This window comes from Streptomyces paromomycinus (assembly GCF_003865155.1).
GTDB lineage: Bacteria > Actinomycetota > Actinomycetes > Streptomycetales > Streptomycetaceae > Streptomyces > Streptomyces chrestomyceticus.
Map to the genome: position 1 here is coordinate 1,060,982 of NZ_BHZD01000001.1, position 15,084 is coordinate 1,076,065.

At 72.4% G+C, this 15,084-nt stretch carries 10 protein-coding genes; 5 read left to right on the forward strand and 5 right to left on the reverse strand.

Annotated elements, in window-relative coordinates:
• The first annotated feature begins 43 nt into the window (after nt 1-43).
• A complete protein-coding gene (lacZ, locus tag OEIGOIKO_RS03955; RefSeq protein ID WP_125051878.1) occupies nt 44-3,220 on the forward strand; it encodes a beta-galactosidase, LacZ type in 3,177 nt (1,058 codons plus the stop codon).
• A 51-nt stretch (nt 3,221-3,271) separates the two neighbouring features.
• Here lacZ and OEIGOIKO_RS03960 read toward each other — a convergent pair whose 3' ends face one another.
• On the reverse strand, nt 3,272-4,261 hold the full coding sequence (locus OEIGOIKO_RS03960; RefSeq protein WP_246177187.1) for a hypothetical protein: 990 nt from the start codon (nt 4,259-4,261) through the stop codon (nt 3,272-3,274).
• Between the two features lie 300 nt (nt 4,262-4,561).
• Here OEIGOIKO_RS03960 and OEIGOIKO_RS03965 point away from each other — a divergent pair, with 300 nt between their 5' ends.
• The gene (locus OEIGOIKO_RS03965) at nt 4,562-5,740 is read left to right on the forward strand and encodes an SGNH/GDSL hydrolase family protein (RefSeq protein WP_125051880.1); all 1,179 of its coding nucleotides are present in this window, start codon (nt 4,562-4,564) and stop codon (nt 5,738-5,740) included.
• Between the two features lie 30 nt (nt 5,741-5,770).
• On the opposite strand, the gene OEIGOIKO_RS03970 is transcribed toward OEIGOIKO_RS03965, so the two are convergent.
• From OEIGOIKO_RS03970 to OEIGOIKO_RS03980, 3 genes are read right to left on the reverse strand one after another with little or no spacing between them, the layout of a single operon-like run.
• Nucleotides 5,771-6,193 carry an ASCH domain-containing protein gene (locus OEIGOIKO_RS03970; protein ID WP_125051882.1) on the reverse strand — a complete coding sequence of 141 codons (423 nt, stop codon included), beginning with the start codon at nt 6,191-6,193 and terminating at the stop codon, nt 5,771-5,773.
• A gap of 44 nt (nt 6,194-6,237) precedes the next feature.
• Nucleotides 6,238-6,663 carry a DoxX family protein gene (locus OEIGOIKO_RS03975; RefSeq protein ID WP_246177188.1) on the reverse strand — a complete coding sequence of 142 codons (426 nt, stop codon included), beginning with the start codon at nt 6,661-6,663 and terminating at the stop codon, nt 6,238-6,240.
• A gap of 40 nt (nt 6,664-6,703) precedes the next feature.
• Complete coding sequence (locus tag OEIGOIKO_RS03980; protein ID WP_125051883.1) at nt 6,704-8,584, reverse strand: ABC transporter ATP-binding protein; 1,881 nt, start codon at nt 8,582-8,584, stop codon at nt 6,704-6,706.
• A gap of 94 nt (nt 8,585-8,678) precedes the next feature.
• On the opposite strand from OEIGOIKO_RS03980, the gene OEIGOIKO_RS03985 reads away from it, so the two are divergent.
• The 3 genes from OEIGOIKO_RS03985 to OEIGOIKO_RS03995 all read left to right on the forward strand — a co-directional run bounded on the left by OEIGOIKO_RS03985 (nt 8,679) and on the right by OEIGOIKO_RS03995 (nt 14,205).
• Nucleotides 8,679-9,140 carry a MarR family winged helix-turn-helix transcriptional regulator gene (locus OEIGOIKO_RS03985; RefSeq protein WP_125043701.1) on the forward strand — a complete coding sequence of 154 codons (462 nt, stop codon included), beginning with the start codon at nt 8,679-8,681 and terminating at the stop codon, nt 9,138-9,140.
• 67 nt (nt 9,141-9,207) lie between these two features.
• Nucleotides 9,208-12,165 (forward strand): FAD-binding and (Fe-S)-binding domain-containing protein, encoded by a 2,958-nt coding sequence (locus tag OEIGOIKO_RS03990; protein ID WP_125051885.1) that lies wholly within the window; start codon nt 9,208-9,210, stop codon nt 12,163-12,165.
• Between the two features lie 564 nt (nt 12,166-12,729).
• Complete coding sequence (locus OEIGOIKO_RS03995; protein WP_125051887.1) at nt 12,730-14,205, forward strand: Gfo/Idh/MocA family protein; 1,476 nt, start codon at nt 12,730-12,732, stop codon at nt 14,203-14,205.
• Between the two features lie 57 nt (nt 14,206-14,262).
• On the opposite strand, the gene OEIGOIKO_RS04000 is transcribed toward OEIGOIKO_RS03995, so the two are convergent.
• Complete coding sequence (locus OEIGOIKO_RS04000; protein ID WP_371858881.1) at nt 14,263-14,997, reverse strand: L,D-transpeptidase family protein; 735 nt, start codon at nt 14,995-14,997, stop codon at nt 14,263-14,265.
• Nucleotides 14,998-15,084 lie beyond the last annotated feature (87 nt).

A 15,084-nucleotide genomic window follows, 5' to 3' on the forward strand; every position in this document is an offset into this window, starting at 1 on the left:
TCGACCCTGACGCTTCCTGTTGCCTTACGTTCGGAGCCCTCTCATGAACGTACGCCGCATCGGCCGCCGGTCGTTCCTCGCCACCGGCGCCGCCCTGGCCGGCTGGGCCGCGTTCGCCGCGCAGAAACGCTCCTTCGCCGCCACCGCCGCCACCGCCGAGTGGGACGCCGCCCCGCGGATCTTCCAGGTCGGCCGCGAACCGGCCCGCGCCCGCCTCGTCCCGTACGGGAACCCCCGGGCAGCACGTACCGGGACGTACCGCTCCTCCCCGTACTACCGCTCGCTCAACGGCAGCTGGCGCTTCCACTGGTCGAAGAACCCCGACGAGCGGCCCCGCGACTTCTTCGCGCCGCGCTACGACGACAGCGGCTGGGACCACATCACCGTGCCCTCCAACTGGGAGATCGAGGGCTACCCGGAGCCGATCTACCTCAACGTCAAGTACCCGTGGGTCGGCTACGAGGACCCGCGGCCGCCGCACGTCCCGCACGGCTTCAACCCCGTCGGCTCCTACCGGCGCACCTTCACCGTGCCCGGCTCCTGGGACGGCCGCCGCACCCTGATCTCCTTCCAGGGCGTGAAGTCGGCGTTCTTCGTGTGGGTCAACGGCGAGCGGGCCGGCTACAGCGAGGACAGCTACACCCCGGCCGAGTTCGACATCACCGAGCGGCTGCGCCCCGGCACGAACGTGCTGGCCGTGGAGGTCTACCGGTGGTCGGACGGCAGCTGGCTGGAGGACCAGGACATGATCGACCTGTCCGGGATCTTCCGCGACGTGTACCTGTACTCCATCGCACCCGTGCACCTCCAGGACCTGCATGTCCGCACCGCCCTGGACGCCGCCCACCGCGACGCGGAACTGACCGTGGCCGCGACGGTACGCAACCGGGGCGCGGCAGCGGCGGGCGAACACCGGCTCAGAGCGGAGCTGTACGACGGGCGCGGGCGGCCGGCGCTGCCGTCCCCGCTGACCGCGTCGGTCCGCTTCACCGGCGGACCGGACGCCACGGTCGCCCCGACGGCCACCGTCCGCGCCCCCGACCTGTGGTCCGCCGAGACCCCGCACCTCTACACGCTCGTCCTGACCCTCACCGACCCGGCGGGCCGCACCGTCGACGTACAGAGCACCCGGATCGGCTTCCGTTCCGTCGCGTACGGGCCCGGCACGCTCACCGTCAACGGCCGGCCCGTCGTCTTCCGCGGCGTCAACCGCCACGAGACCGACCCCGACCACGGGCAGGCCGTCCCCGAGGAGCGCATGCTCCAGGACATCCGCATCATGAAGCAGCACAACATCAACGCCGTCCGCACCTCCCACTACCCCGCCGATCCGCGCTGGCTGGAGCTGTGCGACGCGTACGGCCTGTACGTCATCGGCGAGGCCAACCTGGAGTCGCACGGCGTCCGCGACCGGCTGCCCGGCAGCCTCCCGGCGTGGACCGGGGCGTGCCTGGACCGGATGCGGTCGATGGTCGAGCGGGACAAGAACCACCCGTCCGTCGTGGTGTGGTCGCTGGGCAACGAGGCGGGCCAGGGGCTCAACTTCGCGGCGATGGCCGACTGGACGCGCCGCCGCGACCCGTCCCGGCCCGTGCACTACGAGGGCATGAACGCGGTCGCCGACATCGAGAGCCGCATGTACAGCACGCCGGACGAGGTGGAACGGTACGGGAAGTCCGGCAACCCGAAGCCGTTCATCCTGTGCGAGTACGCGCACTCCATGGGCAACAGCACAGGCAACTTGCAGGAGTACTGGGACGTGTTTGAGCGCTATCCCAACCTGCACGGCGGCTTCATCTGGGACTTCGTCGACCAGGCCATCCGCCTGCCCGTCCCCGGGGACCCGAAGCACACGTATCTGTCCTACGGCGGCGACTGGCACCCCGGTTACCCCACCGACTGGAACTTCAGCTGCAACGGCATCGTCGCCGCCGACCGCGCGCCGCACCCCGCCGTCCACGAGGTCAAAAAGGTCTACCAGGCCGTCCGAATGGCCGCCGCCGACCTCGCCACGGGCACCGTACGGATCACCAACCGGCAGTCGTTCCTCGGTCTGGGCGCCTACGAGCTGCGCTGGGAAGTCACCCAGGACGGCGAACGCATCCAGCACGGCACCCTGCCCGCACCGAAAACCGCACCGGGCCAGGACACGACCGTACGCATTCCCTTCAGCCGTCCCGAACGGCCCGCCCCCGGCGCCGAATACTGGCTGAACCTCTCCTTCGTACTGCGGCACGCCACCATCTGGGCGGACGCTGGCCACAGCGTCGCCGCCGAACAGCTCGCGCTGCCCTGGCGCGCCCCCGCACCCGCCGAACCCTCCCCCGCCGGGCTGCCGCCCCTGCACCTCATCGAGTCGGACCGCGCGTTGACCGTGAGCGGACGCGACCTCGAACTCGTCCTCGACAAGGCGAGCGGCACCCTGTCGGCCTACCGCCACCGCGGGCGGGCCCTGCTGACCGCCGGGCCGGTGCCCAACTTCTGGCGCGGCCCCACGGACAACGACATCGGCCGGGGCGCGCAGAACACGCTGCGCACCTGGCGCGAGGCAGGCACCAAGCGCACGGTGACACGGGTGCGGGCCGCCCAGCCGTCCGCCTCCGAAGTGACCATCGAGGTCTCGGCCACCCTGCCCACCACTCCCGCCGCCTCCCGGTGGGACACCGTCTTCACCGTGCGCGGCGACGGCGAGGTACGGATCCGGCACACCCTGACGCCCGGCGCCGGACTGCCCGACCTGCCTCTGGTGGGCGCGCTGCTGACCGTACCGGCCGGGCTGGAGACCTTCACCTGGTACGGTCGCGGGCCGCACGAGAACTACTGGGACCGGCGCACCGCGGCCTTCGTCGGCCGCTACCGCGACAGCGTCGACGCCCAGCTCGGCAACTACGTCCGGCCGCAGCAGACCGGCAATGTGACCGACGTACGCAGCGCCTCGCTCACCGGACGCGACGGCACGGGGCTGACCGTACGCGCGGAACCCGGCGACGGCGCGCCGCTGCTGGAACTGAGCGCCCTGCACCACGCGCCGTCCGACCTGGAGAGCGAGCGGCACGAGCATCCGTACGAGCTGAGGCGGCGCCCCGAGACGGTCCTCGGGGTCAACCACCGGCAGACGGGCGTCGGCGGAAACGATTCGTGGGGCGCGCCGCCGCTGGCGAAGTACCTGTTGCACGCCGACCGGGCGTACAGCTACGCGTACCGGCTGCGGCCGGCGTGACAGCGGTGCCTGCGCTCCACACGGAGCGCAGGCACCCGGACCGGCGGGCCGTCACTCGTACATGACGTACTCGGGCTGCGGCCGCAGCGCCAGGACCTCCTTGTGGGTCATCAGGCGGCTGCCCTCGGTGTCCTCGTCGTAGAAGAGCTTGAAGCCGGTGTGCATCCCGCTGGGCAGGTTCCTGACCAGGTCGTTCCAGGTGCCGCGCTTCAGTCCCGGCGAGCCGATGCCGTCGGCGCACTTGATCGCGGCGACGCCGGGCTGCGGCCGGAACGCGTGCTGGTCCTCGACCACCGAGGTCGCCACCTGGTGGAAGACGAACGCCTTCTCCGGCAGGTCGTGCTCGCGGACCAGGCCGGAGAGGTAGCGGGCGATCTCGGTGAGTTCGCCGCCGTCGGTGCTCCCGTAGGAGTCGCCCGGCTTCTCCCCCGGCCCCATCTCCCACTCGGGGTCCAGCGCGACCCCCACGTCCGGGTGGACCAGCCATTCGCGCAGCGCCTTGACCTCGGCGAGCGCCGAGGCGCGGCCCGGCTGGATGTTCAGGAGCAGCAGCGCGCGGTGCTTCTGCGCCGCCTTGTGGAAGCGGCGGACGGTGTCGGCGGAGGTGCGGGTGCGGTAGGTCCCGTCGGGGCCCGCGCCGGAGTTGGCGACCACGGCGAGGAGTTCCAGGACGGGCAGCGGTTCGCGGCCGTCGGCGTAGGTCTGCGCGAGCTTTTCGATCTCGCGGGCGCGCTGGTCCAGGTCACCGGTGCCGAGGCGGCCGAGTGCGGCGGCTCCGGGCAGGCCGCAGTAGCCGGCGAGCCGGTGACGGGGGAACAGTTCGCGGCCGCCGCGCGGCAGCTCGGGCCGCTTCTTCGTGGGCCTGGGAGTGGGGCTGCCGGTCCGGCTGCCGGGAGTTCCCGACGCCCGGGGCGGCGGCGCGCCGCGTGGTGACGCGTCGCTGTCCGCCGTACCGGCGCAGGCGGTGAGAAGGCTGAGGCCCGCCGCGGCGGTGACGGCCAGGGCGCTCCGGCGGCCCGGCTCGGCTGTGCTGTCGAGCACGTCGCCTCCTTGTGTCCGTTGGTGTCCGTCGGGATTTCGGGGAATCAGGGTGGTGCCCGGTGGGCTGTGTGCCGTTCGCCTTGCCGGGCCTGATCGGCTGAAACACCACTCGCCACGCTTCCTGATCTCTCACGATCAAGATTGCGCCAACTTCGACCGCCGGGCGGGGCGGGCCGCCCCCGCAGGGTGTCCCTCCCGCTGGTAGGCACCGGATGCGTACGCACCTCGGAGGTCTGGGTGTCTCTCCGCCCGCTCGCCAGACTCGTGATCACCGCAACGACGAGAGAGCGAGTGATCACCATGAACGACACCACCGCGTGGCACGCCGGCTGGAGCACCGCCGTACAGCGCCCCAGCACCGGCTTCGACAAGAACTGGTCCGAGGAGGGCTTCGCGGACCAGACGGTACGTCAGGTCGTCCGGGTCACCGGCTCCGGCACGGCGGCCCGCGTCCGCCTCTCCAACCGTTTCGGCGGCGCTCCCCTGGAGGTCGGCGGTGCCGCCCTCGCCCGTACGGACCAGGGCGCGGCCGTCCAGGACGGCACGACGCGCCCGCTGACCTTCTCAGGCGCCGGCTCCGTCCGCATCCCGGCGGGCGGCGAGGTCTGGAGCGACGCGGCCGAACTCCCCGTGGCCCCCTTCGACCGGCTCACGGTGAGCCTGTACTTCCCCCGCCCGACCGGCCCCACCACCTTCCACGCCCAGGCGTTCACGACCGCCTACCGCGCCGAGGGCGACCAGTTGACCGCCACGGACCCGGCCGTCTTCACCGGGACATCCGTGTCCTGGTACGTCCTCGCCGACATCGAGCTGGCGGACGGCGGCCCGGCCCGGCGGGACACCGTGGTGACGTTCGGCGACTCGATCACCGACGGCTTCGCCTCGGCCACCGACGCCGACCACCGCTACTCCGACGCCCTCGCCGAACGGCTGGCCGCCGCAGGCCTGGGCCGCCCGGTGCTCAACGCCGGCATCGGCGGAAACCTGCTGCTCAACGACGCGCCCTGGTACGGCGAACGGGCCGGCGCCCGCTTCCGGCGGGACGTCCTGGACAAGCCCGGGGTACGGACGGTGATCGTGCTCGCCGGCCTCAACGACATCGGCTTCAGCGAGGCGGACGAGACGGACTTCCCGACGTACCGGCCGAACCCGGACCTGTCCGCGGCACAGCTCATCGAGGGCTACCGCGGCCTGATCGCGGCGGCCCACGCGGCCGGGGTGCGCGCCATCGGCGGCACGATCACCCCGTTCCAGGGCTCCGAGTACCACACCCCGCGCGCCGAGGCCAAGCGCCAGGAGATCAACACCTGGATCCGCACCTCCGGCGCCTTCGACGCGGTAGCCGACTTCGCGACGGCCCTGGCCGACCCGTCGACCCCGCTGGCACTGCTGCCCGCCTACGACAGCGGCGACCGCAAGCATCCTGGGGACGCCGGGTACCGGGCGATGGCGTCGGTGATCGATCCGGCGTCCCTCTGAACGCGCCTCGGCTCCCCCGCCCCGCTGCCCTCACAACCGCTCGACCACCCGGAACCGTTCGGCCACGATCTGGGTGTCGTCGTCCACCCGGAACTCCGGGTCGCCGATGGCCGCGCGCATCTCGGGGCTGTGCCAGAAGCTCTCGTGGTCGGCCCGCCAGTCGGCCACCGTCTCGTTGCCCTCGCCCTCGTCCACGGCGTGTCGCAGGTCCACGTCGGCCAGGCGCAGCACCCGTACCTCCGTCACCTCGATGACGGCCACGGGGCGGCCGTCGGAGTCGGGGACCTGGAAGCGGTCGCCGGTCCGCGGCAGTGGGTCGTTCTCGCGCTCGTAGTCCGCCAGCAGGCCCGACGTGGTGGTCTTGGCGCCGGAGAGGACGGCGGCGACGAGCCGGTCCCGCAGGGGGCCGGGGAAGGCGAATTCGAGGGATGGCAGGGCTTCGTGAGCTGGCATGCGGCTCACCTTAGAGGGGTGGTGGTGCGGCGCGCCCGCGTATTTCAGGGGCGGGCGTCCCGCACGCCGGCGGCACGGGCCGTGTGCAGGGCCCAGGCCACCATGGGCAGTTGGAGCGGCAGGCGGCCGTAGGCGACGGCCTTGAGGGGTGCCGGGCGGTGGCGCCAGTCGCGGGCCATCTTGATGTTGGCGGGGAAGACGGCGGCGAACAGGCCGGCGGCGGCCAGCGCGCCGGCCCGGCGGGTGCGCGGCAGGGCGACCGCGGCGGCGACGGCGAGTTCGGCGGCGCCGCTGACGTAGGTCCAGGTGCGTGGGGAACCCGGCAGGGCGCGGGGCACGATCGCGTCGAACGGCTTGGGGGCGAGGAAGTGGAGCGCTCCCATGCCGCCGAGCATCCGGGCCATCGTCAGGGCGGAGCGGTCGGCGGATCGTGCCGCGGAACGGTCGGTGGTGCGGTCGGTGGCTGCCACGGGCGCTCCTGAGGTCGGTCCGGTGCGGTCGGGGGCGACCTTACCCGTGAGTCAGGTCGGCGGACAGGGGGTGATCGCCGTTGGGGGCGAGGTGTGCGTCACGCTTGACCAGGGCCGCGTAGCGGCCGCCGAGGGCGAGGAGTTCGCCGTGGGTGCCGCGTTCGGCGATCCGGCCCGCGTCGAGGACGACGATCTGGTCGGCGTCGCGGACGGTGGACAGACGGTGCGCGATGGTGATCGTGGTGCGGCCCTTGGAGAGCGCGTCGATGGCCTGCTGCACCGCGAGTTCGGTACGGGTGTCCAGCGCGCTGGTGGCCTCGTCGAGGACGAGGACGGGCGGGTCGCGCAGAATCGTCCGGGCGATGGCCAGGCGCTGCTTCTCGCCGCCGGAGAAGCGGTGGCCGCGTTCGCCCACAAGGGTGTCGTAGCCCTCCGGGAGGCCCGCGATGTGGTCGTGTATCTGGGCCGCGCGGGCGGCGCGTTCGATCTCCTCGTCGGTGGCGTCCGGCTTGGCGAAGCGGAGGTTGTCGGCGACGGAGGCGTGGAAGAGGTAGGTCTCCTGGGAGACCACGCCGACGGCGCGGGCGAGGGAGTCGAAGTCCAGGTCGCGGACGTCGGTGCCGTCCAGGGCGACCCGGCCGTCCGTCACGTCGTACAGCCGCGGCACCAGGTAGCTGAGGGTGCTCTTGCCGCTGCCGGTCGCGCCGACGACGGCGAGGCTGGTGCCGGCCGGGACGGTCAGGTCGATGTCGCGCAGGGTCGCCGGGGCGGGCGCGGCGACGGCCCCGGTCTCGGTCTCCGTCTCGGTCTCGGTCTCGGGGCTGTCGTACGCGAACGTGACGTGCTCGAAGCGGATCTCGCCGCGCGGCTCGGCCAGACGTACCGGGTGCGCCGGTTCGGTGATGGCCACCGGCAGGTCGAGGTATTCGAAGATGCGCTGGAAGAGCGCGACCGAGGTCTGCATCTGCACGCCGGTGGACAGCAGCGAGACGGTGGGGCGCAGCAGGCCCTGCTGGAGGGTGACGAAGGCGACGAGGGTGCCGATGGAGAAGGCGGGGCCGCCGAACTGGAGGACAAACCCGGCCGACCAGTAGATGACGGCGGGCATGGCGGCCATGACGATGCCGATGGTGGCCATCCGCCAGCGGCCGGCCATGTTGGCGCGGACCTCCAGGCCGACCAGCCGCTCGGACTCGGTGGCGAAGTTCGCCGTGAGGGAGTCGGCGCGGCCCATGGTGCGCCCGAGCAGGATGCCGCTGACCGACAGCGACTCGGTGACCATCGCGGACATCGCGGCCATCTGCTTCTGGCGTGCGGTGGTGATCCGCTTGCGTTCGTTGCCGACCCGGCGGCTGATCCAGACGAAGAGCGGGAGCAGCAGGAGGGAGACCAGGGTCAGCCGCCAGTCGAGGGCGAGCATGGCGACGACGGTGGCGACGACGGAGGTGAGGTTGGAGACCAGGGAGGTCGCGGTGGAGGTGACGGTGGCCTGCATGCCGCCGATGTCGTTGGCGATGCGGGACTGCACCTCGCCGGTGCGGGTGCGGGTGAAGAACGCCAGTGGCATCCGCTGGAGCTTGGCGTAGACGGCGGTGCGCAGGTCGTGCATGACGCGCTGGCCGACGGTGGTCGAGATCAGGGTCTGCAGGACGCCGAAGACGCTGGTCAGGACCGCGGTGACGATCATGCCGGCGGCGAGCAGGGTGAGCAGGCCGGTACGGCCCTGGGGGATCGCCACGTCCAGGACGGCGCGGAGCAGGAAGGGGGAGGCGACCGAGACCAGGGAGGAGGCGGCCACCAGCAGGCCCACCGTGGCCAGCCGGCCGCGGTAGGGGCGGAAGAGGGCGAGGATACGCCGCACCTGGGCCGGCTGGGCCGGGTCTCTGGGCGGCGGGGTCCACTCGGGTCCGTCGGGGCGCATGGGCTCCTTCGCAGGGGTACGGATACGGGTCCCGCCGAGCATAACCAATTGTTACCTATACTCACAATGAGCGTGGTCCTGCTATCCTCCGGCCATGTCCTCCCCCGACCCGGCCACCACCGACCCCGACCTGGCGGAGCAGCTGGTGCGGCTCACCCGCCGGATGCACCGCGCGCAGAAGCGGCACATGGAGTCGCTCGACATCGCGCTGACCCCCGCGCAGACCCGGCTGCTGCGCATCGTGGACCACTACCGCGACGGGACGCCGCCCCGGATGGCCGACCTGGCCGCGCGCCTGGAGGTCGTACCGCGGGCCGTGACGACGCTGGTCGACGCCCTGGAGGCGAAGGACGCGGTCCGCCGGGTGCCGGACCCCGCCAACCGCCGCGTGATACGGATCGAGCTGACCGACACCGGCCGTTCGACGCTGCACGCGTTGCGCGGCGCGCGCCGGGACGCCGCGCGCGAAATCCTGGCGCCACTGACCGCCGAACAGCGGGACGTGCTCGGCGGCCTGCTGTCCACCCTGGTGGACGGAGCGGCCGCACGCTGCTGAAACACTGGACCGGGCGGCCGCACCGGGCGCCGGAGCGCCGCCGGATCCGGACCGGAGGAGAGTCGTCATGCCCTTGCTGGAACCGAAGCCCGGGACCCTGCGGCCGGCCGCCACCGAAGGCCCGTACCCCGATCGGGTGAGCGACCGGCAGGCGGCCGGCACACCGGAGCGGCTGCGCGACGAGCTGACGGCGCTGCTCGGCCCGGACAAGGTGCTGCACAAGATCTCCGACCTGGTGCGGTACGCCTCCGACGCGAGCCCGTACCGCTTCGTCCCGCAGGTCGTCGTCCTGGCCGAGGACGTCGACGACATCTCCGCGGTGTTCTCCTACGCGCACGGCAAGGGCCGCGACGTCGTGTTCCGGGCCGCCGGCACCTCGCTCAACGGGCAGGCGCAGGGCGAGGACATCCTCGTCGACGTCCGCCGGCACTGGGCGGGCGTGGAGGTGCTGGACGACGGCGCCCGGGCCCGTATCCGGCCCGGCACCACGGTCGTACGGGCCAACGCCGCGCTCGCCCGGTACGGCAGGCTGCTCGGCCCGGACCCGGCCAGCGCCATCGCCTGCACGCTCGGCGGCGTGGTCGCCAACAACGCGTCCGGGATGACGGCGGGCACCACCCGCAACTCCTACCGGACGCTGGCCTCGGTCACGCTCGTCCTACCCTCCGGCACGATCGTGGACACCGGCGACCCGGCGGCCGACGAGGAGCTGGCGCACGCCGAACCGGAACTGTGCCGGGGACTGCTGGCACTGAAGGCGGAGATCGAGGCGGACCCGGAGCTGGTGGCCCGCGTCCGCGCCAAGTACGAGATCAAGAACACCAACGGCTACCGGCTCGACGCCTTCCTGGACGGCGCCACCCCCGTCGAGATCCTGCGCGGACTGACCGTCGGCTCCGAGGGCACCCTCGGCTTCATCGCCGAGACCGTCTTCGAGACGCTGCCCCTGAACCGGTACACCTCCACCGCCCTGCTGTTCTTCCCGGCCCTGAGCGCCGCGGCCGCCGCCGTGCCGCTGTTCAACGAGGCGGGCGCGATCGCCGTCGAGCTGATGGACGGCAACACGCTGCGCGCCTCGGTGAGCGTGTCCGGTGTGCCGGCCGACTGGGCGGAGCTGCCGAAGACGACCACCGCGCTGCTGGTCGAGTTCCGCGCGCCCGACGAGGCGGCGCGGGAGGCGCAGGAGGAGGCCGCGCGCGAGGTGCTGGCGGGGCTGGAGCTGGTCGCCCCGGTCGCGTCCGTCACCAACGAGTTCACCCGGGACGCCAAGGCCATCGCCGGGTACTGGAAGGCCCGCAAGGCGTTCGTCACCGCGGTCGGCGGCTCCCGCCCGTCCGGTACGACGTTGATCACCGAGGACTTCGCCGTACCGCCGTCCCGGCTCGCCGAAGCCTGCACGGCGCTGCTCGAACTCCAGGACCGGCACGGCTTCGACGCGGCGGTGGCGGGCCACGCGGCCCACGGCAACCTGCACTTCCTGCTCGCCTTCGACGCCGCCCGGCCCGCGGACGTGGAGCGCTACGCCGCCTTCATGGACGCGTTCTGCACACTGGTTGTCGAGCGCTTCGACGGCTCCCTGAAGGCCGAGCACGCCACCGGCCGCAACATCGCCCCGTTCCTGGAGCTCGAATGGGGCCCGCGCGCGACGGAGCTGATGTGGCGCATCAAGCAGACCGTGGACCCGCACGGCATCCTGGCCCCGCGCGTCCTGCTCGACCGCGACCCGAAGGCGCATCTGCGCGGCCTGAAGACCATTCCGCAGGTCGAGGCGGTCGCCGACCCCTGCATCGAGTGCGGCTTCTGCGAGCCGACCTGCCCCAGCCAGGATCTCACCACGACGCCGCGCCAGCGCATCGTGCTGCGCCGCGAGATGATGCGCCAGGCCCCGGTCTCGCCGGTCACCGGCGCGCTGCTGGACTCCTACGGGTACGACGCGGTGGACACCTGCGCGGGCGACTCCACCTGCAAGCTGGCCTGCCCGGTCGGCATCGACACCGGCGCGATGATGAAGGACTTCCGGCACCGGCGCCACTCCCCCAGGGAGGAACGCGCCGCGGCCCTGACCGCCCGGCACTTCAAGACGGTCGAACGTGCGGCGCGGCTCGCGGTGGCCGCCGCCGCGAAGATCGGCGACCGGATCGGTGACGGGCGCGCCGACCGGCTGCTGCAGTCCCTGACCGGCGCGGCACGCAAGGCCGTACGTCCCGACCTCGTACCGGAGTGGCTGCCGCAGCTCCCCGGCGCGGCGGCACGCGCACTGCCCGCGACCCGGCGCGTGGGCGCCGCCGCGGTCTACTACCCGGCCTGCGTGAACCGTATCTTCGGCGAACCGGACGGCTTCGACGGCCCGTCGCTGCCCGAGGCCGTCGTGGCGGTGTCCGCGCGTGCGGGCAAGCCGGTGTGGATCCCCGACGACGTGGCCGGCACCTGCTGCGCCACCATCTGGCACTCCAAGGGGTACGACGAGGGCAACGCGGTGATGGCCAACCGCATCGTCGAGGCCGCGTGGGGCTGGACGGCGGGCGGGCGGCTGCCGCTGGTCGTGGACGCCTCCTCGTGCACGCTGGGCATCGCCCACGAGGTCGTCCCGTACCTCACCCCGGACAACCGGGAGCTGCACGCCGAACTGACCGTCGTGGACTCGGTCGTGTGGGCGGCGGAGGAACTGCTCCCGCACCTGGAGATCCGGCGCACGGTCGGCTCCGCCGTGCTCCACCCGACGTGCTCCATGCGGCACCTGGGCGACGAGGCGCAACTGCGCGCGGTCGCCGAGGCGTGCGCGACGGAGGTGGTCGTCCCGGACGACGCGGGCTGCTGCGCCTTCGCGGGCGACCGCGGCATGCTGCACAAGGAGCTGACGGAGGCGGCGACCGCCAAGGAGGCGGCGGAGGTGATGTCCCGGCACTTCGACGCGCACCTTTCGGCGAACCGGATGTGCGAGGTGGGGATGGACCACGCGACCGGCGGCCGGGGGTACCACTCGGCACTGCTCGCCTTGGAGCGGGCCACGCGGGGCGAGGGGTGAGGTGGCCCGGGCAGGGGCGGTTCGCCCAGGACACGGTGCTCCCGGCCCATGGTCGTGACGCGCAGTTCCTCGGCGATCACCCGCATGCCGGCCGCGTGGCACGCGTCGGCCGTCTTCTTGAAGGCCGTACGGTCGTCGAGCCGTCCGCCCGGCGATCTCGTAGCTGACGTGCCGGCAGGAGATCCACAACGGCCAGCCCTGGACGCGCTCGGCAGCCGGTGACACCTCGGCACAGCCGTGACACGCATCGCGGGCCGGTCGCGGTGACGGGGGGCGCCTCGGGCCGTCTTCGCGCGGGCAACCGCGTACCGGGCCGCCGTAGGGGGAATGTCCGAGGGAGCCTGCCGTTCCGCCGGTTGACCCGCCAAGGGCTTCTGCAAGAGATTCCAGGGAGTTGTGCAAGAAACGGATCGCGCCCTGCCGCGGTCCGTACCAGGCAGGCCCCGGACCTCCGCACAAAAGATCAGTCCTGGCGGCCCTCTTGTGCAGCGAGCCGCACAAGCGTCAAGGTCCTCAGCGAGGTTCACGCTTCCGCCACGCACCATCCGTTCCTATGGAGGACCGATGAACGAGGCACCATCGCAGAACCACGAGCCCCACGAGAACGACGGCCACGAGACGGGCCACCGGCCCGACGGCACCGGTCCCACCAGGCGCTCCGTTCTGTGGACCGCCGGCGCGGCGGGAGCCGGTCTCGGCATCGGCGGGCTGGGCACGGGCAGCGCCGCCGCGGCCGGCGCGGACCAGGCAGCGGCGGCGGCTGCCACCGGGGCCGCAGCGGCTTCCAAGGGCCGGCACAAGACCATGATCGGCGTACCGTTCGAAAGACGCGGCACGGTACGGATCGGCCTGATCGGCCTGGGCAACCGCGGCATGGGGATGCTGCCCCTCTACCTCGCCATCCCGGGGGTGCGGGTGGTGGCGGTCTGCGACCCGGTCAAGGACAAGGCGGCCAAGGCGGTGCGGCTGGTCACCGCCGCCGGACAGCCCGCACCGACCGCCTACACCAAGGGCGACCACGACTACGAAAACCTGTGCAAGCGCGGCGACCTCGACTTCGTGTACATCGCCACCCCGTGGGACCGGCACTTCGCGATGGCCAAGTCCGCGCTGCTGAACGGCAAGCACGCCGGTGTGGAATGCCCGGTGGCCATGCGCATGGACGAGCTCTGGGACCTCGTCGACCTCTCCGAACGCACCCGCCGCCACTGTATGCAGGTGGAGAACTGCTGCTACGGCCGCAACGAGATGCGCGTCCTGCGCATGGCGCACGCGGGCCGCTTCGGCAGCCTGCTGCACGCCGCGGGCGCGTACAACCACGACCTGCGCCAGCTGATGTTCGACCCGGCGTACTACGAGGGCCCGTGGCGGCGGCTGTGGCACACCCGGCTGCGCGGCGACCTCTACCCCACCCACGGCTTCGGCCCGATCGCCAACTACATGGACGTCAACCGCGGCGACCGGGTGGTCCGGATATCCAGCTTCGGCACGCCCGCGCTGGGCCTCGCCGAGTACCGCGAGGCGCACATGCCGCCGGGCGACCCGAGCTGGCGGGAGACGTACATCGAGAGCGACCGCACCTTCAGCCTCATACAGACCGCCAAGGGCAGGGTGCTGCGGCTGGAGCACGACGTGTCCACGCCGCACCCGTACAGCCGCATCAACAGCCTCGGCGGCACCAAGGGCGTCTTCGAGGACTACCCGGAGCGGATCTACATCGAGCCCGACCACACCAACGACGAGTGGGGCGACTTCAGCAAGTACGCGGAGTGGGACCACTGGCTGTGGAAGGAGCACGCCAACCCGCCCGGCGGCCACGGCGGCATGGACTACATCATGCTGTACCGGCTCATGCAGTGCTTCCACCTGGGGCTCGTACCGGACTTCGACGTGTACGACGCGGCGACCTGGAGCGCGCCGGTGCCGCTGAGCCACGCCTCGATCAAGGCGAACGGCGCGCCGCAGGAGATCCCGGACTTCACCCGGGGGCTGTGGCGCAAGCCGCGGCAGGGCGTGGACTCGCCGAAGCCGACGGAGTGAGGGGCGGGGCCGGGCGGGACCGACGCCCCGTCCGGCCCAGGCGGCCGTCCAGCCGGCTCAGGCGGCGAGGTGCGCGGTGTCCCCCATGACCACGACGGGATGCCGGCGCGGATCGAGCGTGCGCAGCAGCGCGACCATCCCCGCCTTCGAGATGCTCACACAGCCGGACGTGCCGTCACCGTGGTCCAGGTGGAGCCAGATGCCGCCGCCCTTCTTCTTCCCCTGCGGCCGGGTCGGGTCCAGGGGTGTGGTGCCCTTGACGCGGTTGTAGTCGATCGCGATGACGTGGTCGAAGTCGTGCCGGGTCTTCTTCTCCCAGTACGCGGGCGGGGTGAAGGCCGAGGAGTGGGTGTACGGCAGCTTCGCGCCCGGGTCGGGCAGCACGCCGCCCGCGTCGGAGAGGCCGAAGACGCCGACCGGGCTGCGCAGGTCGTCCTCGTGGTGATCGGTGGTCCAGCCCTTCCTGCCGTTGTGCGCGGGCCAGGCCGCGGTGCGTTCCCACCCCTTCGGGGCCTTGGTGTACAGGACCAGCGTCGCGTCGGGCGCATCGGCGCCCTTTCCGTACACGGCCACGACCTGCCGTGCGTCCCCCGGGATGCGGGAGCGCAGCTTCGCGCCCACGCCGGGGATGTTCTTCGTGTGTCCGGCGGCCTCCGCGGCGCGACCGCCGCGGTCCTTGCCGTCGTCCTTCGCCGATCCGCCGCCGGCGCCGCAACCCGCCAGCAGGACCAGACCCATCGTGGCCAGTGTCGCCCTTCGTACCATGCAGCACGCAGTTCGCATGGCTCCCATGGTCGCACCCGGACGGCGCGTACGGGCCGTACGACGCCGGCCCGTTGCGTGCGCCCCGCGCGGAAAACCGGTTGAACCGGAGCACGG

Bases quoted from the DNA above. Each gene is read 5' to 3' on its own strand.
- lacZ (WP_125051878.1), top strand. From the start codon at position 44: ATGAACGTACGCCGCATCGGCCGCCGGTCGTTCCTCGCCACCGGCGCC.
- OEIGOIKO_RS03970 (WP_125051882.1), bottom strand. From the start codon at position 6,193: ATGCCAGCTCACGAAGCCCTGCCATCCCTCGAATTCGCCTTCCCCGGC.
- OEIGOIKO_RS03980 (WP_125051883.1), bottom strand. From the start codon at position 8,584: ATGCGCCCCGACGGACCCGAGTGGACCCCGCCGCCCAGAGACCCGGCC.
- OEIGOIKO_RS03990 (WP_125051885.1), top strand. From the start codon at position 9,208: ATGCCCTTGCTGGAACCGAAGCCCGGGACCCTGCGGCCGGCCGCCACC.
- OEIGOIKO_RS03965 (WP_125051880.1), top strand. From the start codon at position 4,562: ATGAACGACACCACCGCGTGGCACGCCGGCTGGAGCACCGCCGTACAG.
- OEIGOIKO_RS03995 (WP_125051887.1), top strand. From the start codon at position 12,730: ATGAACGAGGCACCATCGCAGAACCACGAGCCCCACGAGAACGACGGC.
- OEIGOIKO_RS03985 (WP_125043701.1), top strand. From the start codon at position 8,679: ATGTCCTCCCCCGACCCGGCCACCACCGACCCCGACCTGGCGGAGCAG.
- OEIGOIKO_RS04000 (WP_371858881.1), bottom strand. From the start codon at position 14,997: ATGGGAGCCATGCGAACTGCGTGCTGCATGGTACGAAGGGCGACACTG.